We start from the raw sequence: 17,860 nt of genomic DNA, 5'->3' as shown, positions 1-17,860 counted from the left end.
GTGCTTGGGGCGCGTCGCCCACCTGTCGGTGGGCTCCGCTCGGGCGCGGCTGGGCGTGCCTGTTTCTTCGTGGGGGCGTGTTGGCTTCTTCTAGTGGGGCCGCGCGTAGCGCGGGTCGGCTACGCTTCGCGCGCGTCACGTTGGGCGTCCCGCCACCGGGGCCTGCACCGAGTAAAATTGTGCGCCCCTGCACGCCTGCACCCTACGAGCCGCGTATGCCGTGTCGCCCCCTGGAGCCTGTGCCTTACCGGTCGCGTTGTGAATGTTCAGTGTGGTTGCTGAGAGTCGTGCGTGAATTGGAACCTGAACCAGGCCGGACTGTTTCGTGCGGGTCATGCAGGGCGGCTAGTCCTGCTCGTGATACTGCATGAAACCTCAACCGTCCTGCGTAGGGGTGAACGCAGGCCGAACAGTCCTGCTCGCCGTGCTGAACACTCAAGCCCAAACCATCCAGGTCGCAAAGCGAACCACCAAGCGAGCCGCAACCATCACACACAAACCCGGCTCGCCCCACCACCTGGACCACTCTAGGCGTCGCGCCAGGCGTGATGGTGACTGGGTGGGGGCAAATGGGGGCGCGCGGCTTTACTTTGTTTTTGCCTGTTTTTTGGGGTGTATTTGTGGTTTGGGGTTGTCGCATTACCCGTAGGTGAGAGGAGAGTGCGATGAACATTTGGCGCGTGGTCCGATCAGGCAAGGCGCACCTGGAGGGAAGCGATTTCGTGTTGGCGGCGCGTTCCATTTCCGCCGCGATGGGCAGGGGTGACGTGTCCGCCCTGGTTGTGACGCGTGATGAGACGGGGCTGATGCAGTTTGTTTCGTCCGACTATGCGAGCCTGGCTCAGCAGGTGGCGTCCGTGGTGGGCGCGGAGTGTGAGGAGTGCGATTTTGTGGACGTGCCTGCCGACATGCCGGTGTCGGGGCGGATGGTTGCGCGCCGGGGCGGTGTGGGCCAGTCGAGTTCACAGGTGGGTGTGAGCGTGGACGTGGCGGTGGGCGCGTTGGCGTCCCAGATGCCGGTCGGGTCGATGATTGTGGTGCGGTTCCGTAAGCCTACTGGTGGGGAGGCGCGTCACGTGAAGCGGTGGGTGGCTGCCCGGTTGGGGTCGGCTGTCCCGCAGCACCATTCGACGTCTGCGGGCGCGGTGGTGGCGAGCGTGGATGTGGGTGCGCAGGATCGTCATGATGCGGCACAGTTGGTCGAACTTGTGCGCTCGGTGATGCCTGGGTTCGATGTGGATGTGCGTGCACGGGTGGATTCTCCTGTCGCCCCGATTGTGGCGGGCGTGGCGGGTGGCGTCGTGTTGGCGTGTGCCGCCTGGTTGTGGTCGTGGTGGCTGCTTGTTCCACTGTTCGTGTGGGGTGTGGTGTGCGCGTGGATGGCGTGGCGCGCCAGGGTGAATGTGGGCTGGTCGACCGCCAAGCTGGTGCGCGAAGTGTCGGCTGCACCGCCGAAGAGGTGTGTGCCCCCGTCGAGGCCGCGTCGCGACGAGGGGAAAGAGTCTGCGGGCGGCTACCCGTTGGCGCGCGGGTCGTTCATGGTGGGCCAGCACACGATTGTCCCACTGGTTGCCCCGCAGGCTGAGGGCCTGTCGGGCGCGTCACGCTCCAGGTCCAGGCCGGTTCCTGCCGCGTGCCAGGACGCATCCATTGGCCCGCTCATTGGCGTGGGGTCGCGTGGTGAGAGTGCGCATGTGGACGCGCAGGGCCTCTGGCAGGGTTTTTTCGCTGTTGGTGAGGCTGGTTCGGGTAAGACGTTCGCTTTGCTCGCGCAGTTTGCGTTCGCCGTGTTGGACAAGTTGACGCGTCAGAAAGCGCGGCGTGGTGGCGTGAGTGTGGGGAGGCATTTTACGGGGGTGCATCATCCGATCATCGTGTTCGAGTCGAAGGGTGATGGGGTGGCTGCGTACCGGAATTGGTGTGACACGTTGGGGCGCCAGGTGGGCGTGTCGGGCGTGGTGGATGTGATTGATGTGGGGGATGCGTCGTCTCTCGCGTTGGACATGGTGGGGTCTGGGTCTGCTGTGGATCGGGCGCGCCGGTTTACGGATGCGATGAAGCATGGGTTCGCCGATGATGCGATTCGTGAGCGTAGTGAGGAGACGTTGCGGGCGGTGATGTGTGCGGCGTTTGTTCTTCAGGACATGCAGGAGGATGGGTGGCGTGGCGCGGATCGTGTGGGCGCCTCCACTGCCGGGGTGGCTGACCTGGGTCGCTTGTCGTTCATGCAGTGGGCACACATTCTGCTGGGCGGGCGTGGGGATGATGCGGGTCAACTCGTGGCGGGGTTTGTGCGTGACGCGGCTGCCCGCGAGGGCGCGTGGCCTGACCTGGTGGATGCGGGCAGTGGGCTTGCCCCCCTGTACGATTCGGTGACGCCGAGTGCGCGGCGGAATTTGTGTGAGGCTCCGCGTAACAAGGTGGACGCTCTGCTGGGTGCGGGGTCGTGGTGGGATCCGGGGCGGCGGCGTGTCACGTTCGACATGGTGTTGTATCACGAGCGCACGGTGGTCATCAATTGTGGTGCGAGCGGGATGCCGACCACGGTGGTGAGCGCGTTAAGTGCGATGGCGTTGTTTTTGTTGCGCGCGTGTGTGGAGCGCCGGTGTGTGGGGTGGAAGGATCAGGACCGGTACGTGTCGGTGATGTGCGATGAGTTGAAACTGCTTCAGGGGTCGAGTCCTCAGGTGATTGAGTGGCTGCGTAATCAGGGTCGCGCGTTTGGGGTGCGCCTGTTTTTTGCGACGCAGTATCCGGAACAGCTGGAGGCGGGGGTGCGTCAGGCTGCGTTGGGGTTCGGCACGCTGGTGGTGTTGCGTCAGGAAAACCCTCAGATTGCGGGCGCGCTCGCGGAGTTGCTCTCGCTTCGCGGCCAGTCGTGGTATGCGGAGGATGTGGCGAACTTGCCGCGTTTCACGGCGGTGGTGAAGACGAGTGTGCGTGGGGAGACGTTGCCTCCGTTTACGGTGCGGCTTTCTGATTTTGAGTCGGACAGGGGGGCGTTTGCTTCCCGGCAGGGGTGGGTGTTGTGAGTACGCCTTTCAGCCAGGTGCCTCCACTCACGTTTGGGTTGGCGCAGCGGCAGGACTTGTTTTATAACGGCGTGTTTGGCCAGGGCGCGTTCGCGTCGTGGGCGGACAGGCGTGTGACGAGCGTGCAGTCGTGGCGTTCGACGTATGTGCCGGACATGTGGATGATTGGTGAGGAGGAGGCGTGGCGGTATGTGCGTTCACGCATGAGTGAGGCCGCTTTGATTGTCGGGGCGGTGGCGCAGTGGCACACGTTGACGGCGCAGCAGGTGTCGGCGTTTGTGGGAAAGAGTCAGGCGGGCACGTCGACGAGGGGTGCGTCGTACCCGTCGAAGCTGGTGCGCTGCCTGTTCGCGTTGGGCGTGCTGGACGTGGGGTTCCCGGTGGTGGCGTGGTTTAACTCCTCGCGTAATAAGGGGCCGTGCCTGGTGAAGATCGGGCGGTCGAAGGATGTGCGTCGTTTTGTCTCGGAGTTGTCGTTGGCGGAGCGGTGGTGCGCGTCGGGCGGGTTGCCGGTGGTGGGTGGTCCGAATGGGGATCGTCATAACGTGTTGATGGCGGAGTTGGCGTTGCGGGTGGCGCAAATATGTGACGTGGGTGGGGTGGCTGGTGAGCGTGTGGCGAGCGTGCCGGTGTTGGCGTTTGACAGTGTGGGGATGGGCCGACCGTCGTGGTGCGCCAGGTCGTCGTCGTGTGCGGACGCTGTGTTGGTCAGGCGTGATGGGGTGCGGGTGGCTGTGGAGTTGACGGCGAGTGCGACTCCGAACCTAGATGCGAAGACAGCTCGGTGGGCGCGCACACTGGCATCCTCCCCGTTTGACCGTTCTGGCTTGGTGGTGGTGTTTGTGGAGGCTGGCGTGTCGTCGGGTCCGGCTCTTGAGGGGCGGGTGCGTCGGAGTGTGGCGCGGGCGGCTCGCCTGCATCCGGGTGGCCCGTCGAACAGGGTGGCGGAGCGGATGTTTGTGGCGTCGTGGCGTGACTGGTTTCCCGAATTTGAGCGGGTGAATACGGACGCATTGGGCGTGTTGACAGCTCGCAGTGCTGCTGGCCGCAGTGTGGAATTGCTCGACGTGTGGGACGTGCCTTCCAGCAAAAATCGTGATCTGACATTCGCGGTGGAGAATCTGGCATTGTGCGCGGGCACACCGTGGTGGATGCGTCGCTTGAGTGTGGATGTGAACGGCAGGGCGCTCGACTCATTGGGGTTGCGTATAGATGCGGTGCCACCCCAGTCGCGTTCTGGTCGCCGGTTGGGTTTTGGTGTGAACCCGGACGGTCACGTGGTGGAGCTACCGCCTCGCCTGGGCGGGTTCGTTGAGGCTGCCCGCGTGGAGGCCGGGATGTAAAGCCTGCCGGTGCAGTGCCGTGTCGGAGCGTTTCGCGTTCCGTGTGCTTCCATGCTTGATAGTGTGTCATGTGGAGTGTTCTCGTCCCACAACTCGGGTGAATCCAAAACTTACTCGGGTAAAAGAAAGGTCACGTGAGGGCAATGAGTACGAGTGGTGGAGTTCAAGAAAACGGCGTGTTTGCGCGGCTTGTGAAGAACCGCAAGGCTATGGTCGTGGCGGTGTGCGTCGCGGTTGTCGTCGCACTGGTAGTGGCGATTATTGGCGTGAGCGCCTACCGCTCTCACGCGGCAAGTGCGGCGCGCAGCGAGTTTGACGCGGCGCAGTCTGCTGCCACTGGCGCATACACGTCCCTGACGGACGCGATCAGTGGAGGCGAACAGCTGTATGCCGACTCGGAGGGCAAGGTGGGTGACGATGATTCGAGCCGGGCTGACCTTCGCGCTGCACTGGACGAGGCGAACGCTCTGACCATGCCTGCCGCCCAGTCGGGCACCACGAGCGACATGCGTGATGGTGCGCAGTCACTGAACGATTCGGCTGGAGTGTTCACCAGTGCCGCCCAGAAAATTGACACTGCCAGCACTCAGGTTCGCTCCGCGATGACTTCCCATTCGAAAGACCTGATGGTGGCTGCGCGCGATACTCTCAAGGCGGAAGTGGACAAGGCAATCAAGGTTCTGTCCGACACGACCGGCAAAGTGAGTGACGACGCGACACGCACCACGGCTCAAAAGACTGTGGACGAGGCGACAGCCCTGATCGGTCAAGCTGACGCTCTCAGTGGCGAGACGGCTGACCCGTTCGACGAGATGAGCGCGAAGCTGACTGAGGCGACCGACCAGGTGAAGGCTGCTGCCCAGAAGGTGTCGGATTCTCACGCCGCGTGGAAGAAGGCCGAGGAAGCCAAGGCTGCCGCCAGTGAACCTGCTGGCGGTTACGTGGAGCCGACGTATTCGGAGCCTGACTACACGTCAGGCGGCGGCTACGTGGAGCCGGACTACTCTGCGCCTGCACCAGCGCCGAGTGCTCCTGCCCCCAGCGGTGGCGACAACGGCGGCGGAGACGAATACACGTGGGAGTGGGAATACTCGGGCGATACCCGGATTTGCGGGGAATTCGATACGCACGGCAATGCGACCGGCGGATACTGCTGACTCGACTGCCCGTCCCGCATAACGTGGCCTTGTGGGGTCTGCTGGCTGGAATGCTGGCAGGCCCCTTTTGTGTTACTCGACTCACACAGCGCGGCGTGGGCTTCATGTTTGTCGCATTAGCGATAAGTGACGGGGGTTTGACGCTTCCGCCACTCTAGCTAGATGAAGGAGTACCACGATGCAGTCAAGGCTTGGTGAACGCCTGACGACACCCCTGCGTCACGTGATGGCAGTATGTGTTGCCTTCACGTTAGCTTTCGCAGGAGTAGTCCTTGCGCAAAAGCCGTCCCTTGCGGGCTACCAGCTCGACAAGGGAATGAGGATCCCCACCAGCGTGGGGGCAAACGATTTTGGAGGAGGGGGATTCTGGTTCGGCCCCTACGACTCCCCTAATGGCGTGCCTGGAGAAAACGTCTGGTGCGTCCAGATGTGGAAGTACAACCCTCAACCAGGCCAGAACGCTACGCTATCGAAGATAAGCGGAACACGCTCGTTCGCGCCTGCTGACCTGAAAGTCTCGAACTCTCAGGCAGCTTGGCTGCTGGACAAGTACCAGAACAATCTGACAAAAGAACGCGGTGCCGCACTGTCATTCCTGATTCACCAGAACTTCGAGCAGGATCACGCGGGCCACAACGCTGCCAGTGATGTTCGCGCCATGTATAACGACGTGAAGAACGCTCAACCCGGAGTTCTCTCACTTGCCCAGGCAATGGCACAAGAGGCTCGCAACTCCGGCGGCTTCAACGCGAAAGACGCAACAGTGACCGGTGAGGGTGATCGTCAGGGCGCTATCCACAACATCGGCGCGATTGACCATAAGGGCAACTGGATCGCCGGTGCGGACGCGAAAGTCACGCTGTCCGGCCCGGCTGTCTTCACGTCCACCGGCACGAACGTGTGGACCGGCAAGACTGGCAACAGGCCGATCAGCCTGGAGTGGCGCTCCACCGGAAACGGAACAGTTACTGGCATTTTCTCTTACAGCCGTGTTCCGCTTTACTCTCTGAACAAGGTGCATGTCAGCGGCCAAATCCAAGACACTGTGACCTACCCACCCAAGTTCCCCAGTGACCCTGAAGAAATTAACAAGCCTGTGCCGCCCTTCAAAGTCATCTTCGACTTCCAGCCCCAAGCCACCACCGTGGCCGACCCCAAAGTCGGTGACGACGGCACCATCTCCGACAAGGTCACCGTCATGGCAGACCCCACCTACGGAGACGGCAAATGGGTCCAGATCGACGGCACCTATGTGCCCGTCACCTTCGAAGGCACCGCTTACTATCTCGGCGAACGCCCCACAGCCGAAACCGCCACCGTCCCTGAAGGTGCGCAAGTCCTCGGCACCGCGACGTTCACAGCCGACAAGGGTCCGGGCGAATACTCCGTCACACTCGACAAGAAGTCCGACCCCGGATTCGTCACCTGGGTGTGGAAAGTTGTCAAAGCCAACCAGGGTGAATTCGCTAAGTACGTGAAGGCAGACTGGTCCGATAAGTTCGGTATCGCGAACGAAACCCAGTCCATCCGCTGGCCAGGCGTGGTCGAGTCCACGATCAACGTGAAGAAAACGCACTCGAACATGTACTTCGAGGACGACCTGTGGATCAGCAACCTGCCATCCGACCACGGCCAGTTCGACGCGACAGCCGGATTCAAAGCCGACGTTGCGAACATGACCCACTCCATGCTGTTCTTCCCCAAGGGTGTCGAACCCACCGAAGACAACAAGAGCCAGGCCGAAGTGCTGGGAAGCGTGGAAATCCCGCTGCGTAACGGTCACGTCAACGACGTGGCAGACATGACGTTCAAAGCCAAGATGGACGAGAACGGGAACCCTGTGGCAGGAACCTACGTGTTCGTCTCATCCTTCCCCGGTGATGACCGTGTGGCACCGTTCACGTCGGCAGTGACTGACACGAACGAGTCCATCCCGTTCGGACTGGAAGAAATCGGCACTGAAGCGTCCGTCACCCCCGGCACCGATCAGGTTGCCCAGGCAGGAGGCCCCGTCACCATCACCGACACCGTGGAGTACCACAAGCTCAACGTCGGACAGTCGTACACGATTCGGGGCACGTTGATGAACCAGGCAACAGGTGAGCCGATCGTCATTGACGGCGAACAGGTCACTGCTCAGACCACGTTCGTCGCCCCCAAGTCGGACGGCACCGTTGAACTCGTCTACGAGATCGCGGACTCCGCCGCACTGTCCGGCACGACAACCGTCGTGTTTGAGGACCTGTACCGTGACGGAGTGAAGGTCGCGTCCCACGCTGACCTGCATGACGACGCACAAACCGTGTACTTCCCCGAGATCGGAACAAGCCTGGTGGAAACTAACGGCCTGTCCCACATGGTTGCGCAAGGCGACGAGAACGTTGTCCTGCGTGACACCGTGTCCTACAAGAGCCTGAAGCCCGGCGTGGAATACACGATGAGTGGTGTCCTGATGGACAAGGCGACCGGAAAGCCGGTGGACGGTCTTGAGGCTCACACCACGTTCACCCCCACCCAGCAGGATGGGACGGTTGACGTGGAGTTCACGATTGAGGGCCCGTCAGACCTTCGCGGCATGACACTGGTTGCGTTCGAAAAACTCACGCTGGGTGAGACGACTGTGGCCACGCACGAGGATATTAACGACGGTGGACAGACGGTCCGCTTCCCCGACGCGCGCACGAGCGCCACCGACAATGCGGATGGGGACAAGATTCTCGCCCCCACCGGCACTGTGACCGTGAAGGACACTGTGGCGTTTACCGGCCTTGAAGTGGGTAAGGAGTACACGGTGACCGGCACGCTGATGGACAAGGCGACCGGCGAGCCGATCATGAACGGTGAAACCCCCGTCACGTCGACCGCGACCGTGACACCTGACGAGCCTGACGGCACTGTGGATGTCCTGTTCGAGGTGGATGCGAAACTGCTCGCCACCAAGACGGTTGTCGCGTTTGAGACTGTCAGCCAGGAAGGTCGCGAGATCATTGTTCACGCCGACCTGAATGATAAGGATCAGACAGTGTACGCCCCGCGCGTGTCCACGAAGGCTGTCAGCAAGATTGAGGCCGGTGGCAAGGCCCACGACACTGCACTCGTTGAGGGTGAATTGCCCGGACCGTTGACGTTGACGTTTGAAGCGTTCAAGGCTCCGGCTGGCGGCGCGAAGGTGTGTGAAGCGTCGAACCGCGTGTTCACCACGACGTTCGGCACGGTTGAGGGTCCTGGCGAGTACACGTCGGCTGACACCACGTTCACTGAGCCTGGCACGTACTACTGGGTGGAGACCGTGACCGACGCTTCGGGCACAGTTGTTCACAAGGGTGCGTGTGGCGAGCCGTCCGAGACGACTGTCGTGTCCGCGAAGGGTGATGGTGGTCGTGGTGCTGGCGGCAACCTGGCACGCACGGGCGCTGGAGTCCCGCTGACCGTGATGATCCTGCTGGGCGTGTGCGGCCTTGGTTTGGCTGCGACACGTCGCCGCATGGCCTGACACGCCTGGCGAAGACGGGTGGTGCCGTACCCGTCTCGCTAGTTGGACTGCTCGCCGCTGTGGGTGTCGGCGCTGGTGCAGTCCGTCGCCGCAAATAGCGGCCAGGCCGTGGGACTGTTTGGCTCCTGGGCAGTCCCACGGCACCCCCATCGCAAAGCAGAAAGGTATGTCATGGCAGTGTGGGACAAGTTCGATGACAGTACGCGTGAGCAGCGTGAGGAGATTGCCTCCTCGCTGTCCAGGCCGGGCGTCTCGTGGGGTGTCGCAGCCATCATCGCCGTCGTTGCCATCCTGTTCATCATCATGGCCGTCATCAGCCTGATTTAGCCCAGTAGCTAACTGGCATGGAGTGCTCGGCCCACCTGTCGGCTGAGCGGGCTGAAAAGCCGCGCACTTCGACCTCAAGCGCACCTTGAGCACCCACCGCAACCCGCCCCACCAGCTGCCAAGGAGGTCTTAGCCCACCTGTTGGTTGAGTGGGCTGGAAAGCCGCGCACTACAACCTCGCGCCCACCCTGAGCACCCTCAACCAGCCCACCAGCTCGCCCCGTTGGCGCGTGAAGCCCCGACCCGTCCCACAAGAAGGGTCATGAAACGCAGCACACTCCAGCGGGGCCGCATTATCGGCACGCCCGGCGGATCTCTCAACGAAACCGCCACATGGGCAAAAAACCAGCACGTCGTCAAAGCAGGCCACGACGCGGAAGTCAAAACCGGCGAAAAACTCAACCAATGGGCACTGTGCGAAGGCGGACCCACCGTCCTCCACGACCTGCACATCCCAGGCTCCAACGCCAACATTGACCACGTCGTCGTCTCCGGCACAAAAGTGCTCATGATCGACTCGAAAGCGTGGAAGCCCGCCACCTACTGGACAATCTTCGGGCACACCTACCGTGGCTCGCAGCGCTTCGAACCCGCAGATGCGGCACCCACCGCTTTCCTCAACGAGCAGCTTGCCCGCATGTGCCCCTCCAACGCGCGCATCATGCGGCCAGTCATCGCCGTATGGTCATCAAACGGTAAACGCCAGGCAAACGTGATGTGGCTGCGTCACAAAGGGGCCACCGTCGCCAACTCCAACACGTTCATGACCGTCATTAAGCGCCGTGTCGGAATGCGCCCAGCCGACCCCAACATTGTTGCAGCCCTGTCCACGTGGGTCGCGCAACCCGACCACGCCCGCCAGTAATCCACACTCCCAACACGGAACAACGCTCATGCCTGCCAGAAACACTCAACCCGACCCGCTCCCACCACCCGCACTCGCCACCATCACGGTGCTCGCCTCCATTATTGCGATCGTCCTCGTCGGCGCTCCGGGAGCTATCGTCGCGTGGGCCGGTCTCGCCCTCACGTCCGCCATGTCACGCCCACCCAGGCTCACGGGACGCAAAGACTACCAAGGGCGGCCAACACCCATGGGGCAGCATGAAGAAAAACTCCTCACCCAACACGCCATGTGGAAAACACTCGCACGTAACGTGTGCGGCGCAGGACTCACACCCCTCACCCCACTACGCCTGTCCACATTCAGCATTCTCGGACTCACGCTCCTCATACTCGCCACCCCGTCCGTCGCAGACACCCCATGGTGGGCGCGACTGGTCGGCGCACTGTTCACCATTCTCACGCTCACCGGCATTGACGCGACACTGCGCACAGGACGCAACCCCCTGTTCGTCTACACGGGCACGCTCGTCTCGCACGCTACCGGCACGCTCAGCATGAGTGCCGCCGTCGTGGGCGCACTTGCGGGCGGGGCTGGAGCCTGGCTCACATGGGACACTGACCTGTTCTACTTCAACGCGTGGCACCCCATTATTCCGGTGGTTCTTGCCGTCGTGGGCGGCGTACTGGCAGGCGCGTCCGGCGGGGCCATCCTCACCTCCAGGTGGAAGCCCGTCGCCCACTGGCATGACAGTCTTCAGGCCGCAACCCGCTACGCCGACATGTGGCGGCAACTGAAAGTCAACACCCCACCCACGCTCACCGACCGCACCACGGTGGACGGCATCACGGTGGACACGTTCGACACGACCGAAAGCGTCAGCCAGTTTTTCTCCGCCCAGTTTCGCTCCCAACTCGCCCCCATCGCGCCAACCGTGATGGACGCTGTGGCCGGTGGTGGCCGGTTCGCCATCTGCCCCACCTACGCTATCGACGCGAACGGCCAGGAAGTGGAAGGCCCGCACAACAACCCGTCCAGGTTCCGCATCATCCAAGTTCCAGCAGACGCCCCACCCATCACGAGTGACGACCTGAGCGAAGACGGTGCGCGAGCCCTGGTGGAAAGCGCGCTCGGAGAATACGCTGCCGCCTACAATTTCCACCCACCCATGTGCAGGCTCACCAAGCTCACAACCGGCGGCCCTGCCGTGTGGATGGTGACATGGTACGACACGGACTACACGCCGCCGTGGGATCAGGCACCCCTGGCAATCTCCGCGCAAATCGCCAGCATCATGAACACTCCCGCCCTCGGTGACCACTACCAGCAGGCGTTCATCGTCGGCGAGATCAGTGACGCGCAGTGGGACGAGAATATTCCCGCGCCCGGCGGGTGGCCCACAGTCGGGGACTACGCGAACTCCCTGCCAACCTTGCGCGACTGGGTGAGCCGGTGGATCAGCGTGGACAAAGCACCCTCCACCATGCCTGCCGCCATGCTCCGCTACACGCAACACGCCACGCTGGGCGGTATTGACGTGACGTGCCAGCCGTTCAGTGTGGGCGCCGGACTGTCCGCTGACGGGTTTTTCACGGTCCCTGTCGCCAACATTGCGACCACCCTGGACGGTGTGCCCCAGTTTGTAGCTGTCAGTGAGTATTGCGCGGGTGAATCGTCGGCGCGCCCCCAGTTCCGCAACCGCCTGATCGCCGCGTTCAACCTCGTGTGGGCATCCAGACCAGTGCCCAGCCGCGTGGGGCTCATTCACCCCGAGTCGGTTGCCAGCCAGTGGGTGATCCGCGCCCTGTTCGAGTACGCGTTCATGAAACTCAGGTTCGACCGCCCCCATTTTTGCGGCGCGAAAGCCTTGCCGTGCGCGTGGGATGACGGGGAGCGTAACCCGTGGATCATGCAGGACCGCCTGGGCGGGCAACGTAGACCTGCCGGACGCTGCCCTGGACGCGTGTGGCTGGTCACCATTGACCTTCAGGGCACTCCGATCGAGGACGTGCGAGCCAAAGCCTCCAAGATCGCGTCCTACGTGGGTGCGGACTGGATGCGGATTGACGTGGACGAACGCTCCCAGTGCGTGTTCGCGTGCGGCATCACCCCCTCCCAGGCGCACATTGTGGGCGAGCGGGCCCTGGAACTGGTGACCCGACTGGACTGGGAGGGCGCGTGGGCGGACGTGAAGGTGATAGGTGTGGGTGGCGCACTGCCCCGCCTGGAAAGCGTTGCCCCGCTGGAGAAAAACCCGAAAGTGCTTTCCATCGAGTTCGATATTCCGCCGGGCGTGTCGTTCGACAAGGTGAAAGGCGCTGTTGAGAAGCTGAAAGTGTCAACGGGGAACGCGTTCATCATGCCGAGCCGGACTGGTCGGGCGGACAGGATCCACATGATGGTGGCTGAAACCGACCCGATCCCGTTCCCTGCGGGCTACGACGTGGACACGATCCGCGCCCTCGCCCGCGAAGGGAAGGGTGGGATAGCGTTCGCGACCGGCGTGGAGGGGACACCTGTCGTGTGGTATCCGAAGTCGTCACCCCACATTCTGGTGGCGGGCACGACTGGTGGCGGCAAGTCTGTGGCGATGCAGCCGATGATTGTGGGCGCGCTGGCGGACGGCTACGAGGTGGCTGTGGTGGACCCGTCGAAAGGGTGCGCGGATTTTGCGTTTGCTGAGCCATATTGTGTGGCGCAGGCGAAAACGCTGGGTGAGGCGCTGGCCGTGGTGGAGCGCGCCTACCAGATGGTGGTGGAGCGTAAAAGCGCGAACTCTGCTGCGGGCGTGGGGTCGTATCGTGACCTGCCTGCCGACCAGCGTCCTGCCCCGTTCCTGCTGGTGATTGACGAGTTCACGTCGCTCATGACGCCGGAGCCTGTGGGGAAGCCGAGTGAGGACATGGAGGTGGAGGCGAAGCGTCAGCAGGTCGTTGCTGAGAACACGATTCGTGCGAAGATCGGCACGTTCGTGGGGCGTATTGCCCGTGAGGCGCGGTCAGCGGGCGTGATTCTGGTGCTGGGCACGCAGAAACTGTCGAGCCAGATGCTCTCCACGATTCCTGGTGCGGGCGATTTGAAATCCATGCTGGCTCGTATTCTGCTCGGCAAGGCGACGTATGGGGATCGGATGAGTGCGCTTCGTGACGCGAACACTGCTCCCGACGTGGGGGATATTGTGCCGCCGGGTCGTGGCGTGTTTGAGCCGAGCGACAGTGCGGGGCAGATTATCCAGGCGTGGTTTGACCCCGGCGAGCAGGACTTCTTGGCGGGCGTACTCACCGACTTGGGTACTCCGACCGCGCAGGCGTGGGACGTGTCGGGGCGTGACGTGGAGGCTGACGCGTCGATGGTGTCTGTCGTGGATGAGACGGAGGTTGCTGACCTGGGTGTGGTGGAGTTCAGCCTGGACGAACTGGGCTTGGCCGCCGACCAGGCCGCCGAGACAGGTGAGTCGGACGAATGGAATGTGGAGGTCGCAGACGCGCCCAGTGACCAGGCCACCAGTCTGGACGAGTGGAACAGTCAGGCTTCTGATACCACCCCCACCGAACCGACAGACCAGTGGGATGTGGAAGTCGTGAGCGAGTCCAGTGACACTACGCCGGACGAGAACGTAGCCCAGTGGGACGACCAGGCCGACGAGCCGACAGACCCATGGAACGTGGAGGATGTCGGCACAGATGACCAGATCACCAGCCTGGACGAGTGGAACAACCAGGCCGACGAGCCAGACGAGGGCGTAGGCGAGTTGGACGTGGAAGTCGTAAGCGAGCCTGGCGACCAGACCACCGGCACCACTCCAGACGAGGGCGTAGACCAGTGGGACGTGGAGGGCACAGACTCGACCAGTCAGACCGCTGACACTACGCCGGACGAGAACGTAACACAGCGGGACGAACAAGCCGAGTACCCAGGCGTCACCATCACGCTCGACGATTTTGACGGCGACGAACTCATCATCCAGGCGGGCAACACCCCCGGCACCACCATCTCCGAAATCGTGACACGCGCCCTCACCCGCTACCCCACAGCCCACGCAATAACCATCCACCACGACCACCCCACCAGTCGCGACGACATGGACCTGTCTATCCGCGACTACGCGATGGAAGCCGCCGACGGTAGAAGCGTGCGGGTGGTGAAAACACCGCGCCACGTGCGCACCAGAAGCGAAATGCTGGCCGACTTTGACGACGCTTAAACCGCTGGTCAACGCGCGTTCAAGCCGGGTCAAACGCAGGTAAAGCCGCAACAGAGAATCACTACCGGCACGACAGACGTGCCACACACCAACCAATTTTCGAAGGAAGATTCATCATGACTGTCACCGTTTTTTCACTCGCCTCATGCCCCCAGTGCGTCGCTACGAAACGTAAGCTCGACAAGCTCGGCGTCACCTACCGCGAAATCCTGCTCGACCAGAACCCCGACAAGATCAACGACGTGAAAGCCCTGGGCTACACGAGCGCCCCCGTCGTCCTCGTGTCCACATCCACCGGCACTGACTCCTGGAGTGGATACAGGCCAGACCGCCTGACACGACTGGCCGCCTGAACCACCACGCAGGCCGTGATTCCTTCCCACGCCTGAAGGCGGGGTCTTCGCCGCGCGCTGCCATGTCTGCAACGAGAAACCTGTGCTCTGGATGGGCGGGCGAACCCGTGTTGTCCCCCGACCACCCTCCTCGTCCCACAAGGAGGGTCAGACAGTAACGAGGGGGCTCCATGCGCGAACGCAAACGCGTCAAAATTCCACGCGGACTACCGAAAGAAAAACTCGGCATCTTCGAAGAAAAAGTGCGTGAAAAAATCGGGCGCGACTTCCACCTCGAATCCATCGACCAGGACAGTGGGGAAGCCTCCTTCGTGCGCGGCGTGGACGTGGCCACCGTGTCCAGTGACGGCAAAATCCTCCAAGCCTCACTCCCCGACACGTTCGCCACCCCGTCGGCAGGCGACCGTGCGGCAGCCAGCTTCGCTGACCAGTACCCCGGCTACCACATGATCCGCTTCGACCCGTACAACAAGCGCGCCCTGCTCGCCAAACTCCCCCGCGAATGCGTCATCACGCGCGACGCGATAGCTGAAGCTCTCGGCGTGAAACCCTGGGACGTGGAGGTTGCCAAGCGTAGGGGCGGCGGCTACCAGCTCCTCCGGCTCCCCACCCGCTACACGCCCAGCAAACACGACGCGAAACTGGCGGAAGCAGCCGTGACGAAAGTGCCGGGCGGCAAACCAGGCTGGTTCGTGCGTATTGACGGCCAATCCCTCACCGGAGAAATCATCCCAGCCGAGCTCCCCTCATTCCCGCCACTCATCACCCCCGACATGGATCACCTGGGGGCGAATAAGGATGTCACTCCGTTCGGCATGAAACTCCCCCAGCCTGGATCCGACCAGGGTGAAATAGCGCAGGTGGACTGGAACGCGTCGAACGCCATGCTGCTCGCGGGCTTGCCCGGCTCCGGCAAGTCGGTCACGCTCAACGCCCTGCTGGCGAGCCAGATCGCGGCGGGCTGCGAGTGCGTGGTGGTGGACGACCCTGCGAAAAGCGTGGACTTTTTGTGGGCGAAGCCTTATTTGCGTAACGGCGGATGGGGCTGCGATTCGGACAGGCACGCAGTGACCGCTCTTGCGCTGGCCTACGAGGAGGGTCAGCGGCGCGCGAAAATCCTGGCCGACCGTGGAGTGGTCAACTGGCTTGACCTGCCTGAAGACGAGCGGTTCACCCCTATCTTCATCATTGTCGACGAGTACACGGCGATCACAATGACGGAAAAGGAGCCGACGAGCCTTCCGAAAGACCACCCGCTGCGCGTGGAGATTGCCGAAGCAAACCTCCAGCGGGTCGCGATAGGCCGCTACGTGTCGAAAATTATTGCCGAGGAACGGTTCGTGGGCGTACGTATTGTCCTGTCCACGCAGGTGACGAACGCGGCCACGGGTGTCGCCCCGTCGTTGCGGTCCAAGATCGGGCACAAAGTGTTGCAGGGGTCGAACCCGTCCCAGTCGGCGCGTCAACAGATTTTTTCCGACGAGAAGTCGGTTCCGAACGTGCCGGAAAACGTGCAGGCGTCCGGTCGCGCGGCCAAGGGTGTGGGTGCAGCCGACCTTGAAGGTGTGGCACCCTACGTGTACAAGTCCCAGTTCGCGTCCACTGCCGACTATTTGGAGCGCCTGAAAGCTATGGGCGTGAAAAGCAACCCGAACGTGGAGCCGTCGCTTCGTGACGTGTCCAGGCTTGCCCCAACGCTTGCGGGGGACGATGTGATAGATGATGGGCCGATTGAGTCGCGCCTGTCGTCTGAGGGTGGTTTTGGTGATGCTGGCGGGCATGTGGATGAGTTGAAGGGTGCCGCGAAAGCGAATCATGATCGTGCGGTTCAGATGGCGCGCGCGAAAGTGGATCGGGTCAAGTTTGCGCACAACCAGGAGCAGAAGGCTCGCGGCGCTGAAGATGCTCCGTTGCGCTCCCTGGATGAGGCTGCTCGCATGTTGGCTGACATGAACTAGCCCACGCCCATAAGGAGCAGGGTCTATCCGTGCCCAGTAATAGACGAGAAGCCCTGTCTTACTTTAATTGACCGACCACGCTAAAGGGTGGTTGATTGCGCTCCTCAGAACAAGCGTTGCTCGATTGTGTCTGCGAAGAGTACTGGATTCCTTTTGATTGCAGTCTCATTGCGGCGACTCGATCATCCTTAGCTTACGTTCAGTTGCCGTGGTAAGCCGGTGCGCATCAAAACCAGCTAGGGCGCCTGGCGCGTCCAGTTTCTGCGTGTCTTAGTGGCCTGAGCGCGTCTGGTGGGGCTTTCGCGTGTTTAGTGGCTTGCGGATTATTCGGGGCTGTGCTTCGTTGCGCCTGCGGGCAGTGCGGCATTGCTTCCGGCCATGTGGATGTCTGCGACGCGGCTGAGGACCTATCAAGGTCTCGCCCTTTCGAGGTGTGTATTCTCTCCCCCGGTGTATCTTTAATTTCTTTTCGGGCGCGTTTAATTTCTTTGTAGCAGTCTTTTATTTCACCTCTTAATTACTTTAGTCACGTTTTTAATTTCTTTGAGACGACTTTTTAGGAAGAAAATCCCCCATTTAGGCGGTGCGTCAGACTCTCTCACCACCCCGTCAATCGCCCTGTTTTTTGAGTGCGTGACGGGACGAACGTCCTACGTGTTGTGTGGTGTGTGTCACGTAAAAAAGTGGGGGTGAAAACAGGCTCTCAGCGACGTTTACCACCCCATAGTCCGTTGGGCGGATAAAAGAGTCAGGGGTGTCGTCCACGAACCGCTTGTGGTGTGTTCGAAAAACCTGTCAAGTCTCCCATTTGTGACCTGCGTCACGTCATCATGTGTGTGAGCGCGGTCACAGTTGTGGGTGAGAAGCGTTGACACGCACCTTCGCACGCTCGCCTGAAGGGGGTCCGAGATGGGGGTGCGGGAGTCGGAAAATCATTCGGACGGTCATGATAGCACGAGCCGTTTTTTGGGTTCGCGAGGGTTGAAAAAGGCTTTTTCGGCCAAAAAGTTCCGTAAAGTTCCGTAAAGTTCCGGAGGTTTGATACGACCTCGACCCCGACTTTTCCGCAGTATTCCGCGCTTTTTTTTCAAAAGTTCCGGAAGTTCCGGAAGTTCCGTGAAAAATAGAGGGGGGGGTCATATAGACAGG

9 protein-coding genes are annotated in these 17,860 nt (G+C 61.9%); all 9 read left to right on the top strand.

Annotation, left to right across the window (positions count from 1 at the left end; genetic code table 11):
- Nucleotides 1–665 precede the first annotated feature (665 nt).
- The 9 genes from AC1EJZ_RS11000 to AC1EJZ_RS10960 all read left to right on the top strand — a co-directional run bounded on the left by AC1EJZ_RS11000 (nt 666) and on the right by AC1EJZ_RS10960 (nt 16,711).
- Complete coding sequence (locus AC1EJZ_RS11000; protein ID WP_480294961.1) at nt 666–3,032, top strand: type IV secretory system conjugative DNA transfer family protein; 2,367 nt, start codon at nt 666–668, stop codon at nt 3,030–3,032.
- The gene (locus AC1EJZ_RS10995) at nt 3,029–4,375 is read left to right on the top strand and encodes a hypothetical protein (RefSeq protein WP_480294959.1); all 1,347 of its coding nucleotides are present in this window, start codon (nt 3,029–3,031) and stop codon (nt 4,373–4,375) included. Before AC1EJZ_RS11000 ends, AC1EJZ_RS10995 begins: the two co-directional genes overlap by 4 nt.
- A gap of 143 nt (nt 4,376–4,518) precedes the next feature.
- Nucleotides 4,519–5,532, top strand: coding sequence for a hypothetical protein (locus AC1EJZ_RS10990; protein WP_480294957.1), 1,014 nt, complete (start codon nt 4,519–4,521; stop codon nt 5,530–5,532).
- Nucleotides 5,533–5,710: 178 nt separating this feature from the next.
- The gene (locus AC1EJZ_RS10985) at nt 5,711–9,025 is read left to right on the top strand and encodes a VaFE repeat-containing surface-anchored protein (protein WP_480294955.1); all 3,315 of its coding nucleotides are present in this window, start codon (nt 5,711–5,713) and stop codon (nt 9,023–9,025) included.
- A gap of 171 nt (nt 9,026–9,196) precedes the next feature.
- Nucleotides 9,197–9,352 (top strand): hypothetical protein, encoded by a 156-nt coding sequence (locus AC1EJZ_RS10980; protein WP_193600015.1) that lies wholly within the window; start codon nt 9,197–9,199, stop codon nt 9,350–9,352.
- 262 nt (nt 9,353–9,614) lie between these two features.
- A complete protein-coding gene (locus AC1EJZ_RS10975; RefSeq protein WP_480294953.1) occupies nt 9,615–10,217 on the top strand; it encodes a nuclease-related domain-containing protein in 603 nt (200 codons plus the stop codon).
- 28 nt (nt 10,218–10,245) lie between these two features.
- Nucleotides 10,246–14,400, top strand: coding sequence for an FtsK/SpoIIIE domain-containing protein (locus tag AC1EJZ_RS10970; protein WP_480294951.1), 4,155 nt, complete (start codon nt 10,246–10,248; stop codon nt 14,398–14,400).
- Between the two features lie 116 nt (nt 14,401–14,516).
- On the top strand, nt 14,517–14,753 hold the full coding sequence (locus tag AC1EJZ_RS10965; protein WP_070726829.1) for a glutaredoxin domain-containing protein: 237 nt from the start codon (nt 14,517–14,519) through the stop codon (nt 14,751–14,753).
- Between the two features lie 170 nt (nt 14,754–14,923).
- The gene (locus AC1EJZ_RS10960) at nt 14,924–16,711 is read left to right on the top strand and encodes an ATP-binding protein (protein ID WP_480294949.1); all 1,788 of its coding nucleotides are present in this window, start codon (nt 14,924–14,926) and stop codon (nt 16,709–16,711) included.
- The last annotated feature ends 1,149 nt before the right edge of the window (nt 16,712–17,860 follow it).

Source organism: Pauljensenia sp. C0170B5 (assembly GCF_056590195.1).
This window is presented reverse-complemented; position numbering and strand designations above follow the sequence as displayed.

Bases quoted from the DNA above. Each gene is read 5' to 3' on its own strand.
- AC1EJZ_RS10960 (WP_480294949.1), top strand. From the start codon at position 14,924: ATGCGCGAACGCAAACGCGTCAAAATTCCACGCGGACTACCGAAAGAA.
- AC1EJZ_RS11000 (WP_480294961.1), top strand. From the start codon at position 666: ATGAACATTTGGCGCGTGGTCCGATCAGGCAAGGCGCACCTGGAGGGA.
- AC1EJZ_RS10985 (WP_480294955.1), top strand. From the start codon at position 5,711: ATGCAGTCAAGGCTTGGTGAACGCCTGACGACACCCCTGCGTCACGTG.
- AC1EJZ_RS10980 (WP_193600015.1), top strand. From the start codon at position 9,197: ATGGCAGTGTGGGACAAGTTCGATGACAGTACGCGTGAGCAGCGTGAG.
- AC1EJZ_RS10975 (WP_480294953.1), top strand. From the start codon at position 9,615: ATGAAACGCAGCACACTCCAGCGGGGCCGCATTATCGGCACGCCCGGC.
- AC1EJZ_RS10970 (WP_480294951.1), top strand. From the start codon at position 10,246: ATGCCTGCCAGAAACACTCAACCCGACCCGCTCCCACCACCCGCACTC.
- AC1EJZ_RS10965 (WP_070726829.1), top strand. From the start codon at position 14,517: ATGACTGTCACCGTTTTTTCACTCGCCTCATGCCCCCAGTGCGTCGCT.
- AC1EJZ_RS10990 (WP_480294957.1), top strand. From the start codon at position 4,519: ATGAGTACGAGTGGTGGAGTTCAAGAAAACGGCGTGTTTGCGCGGCTT.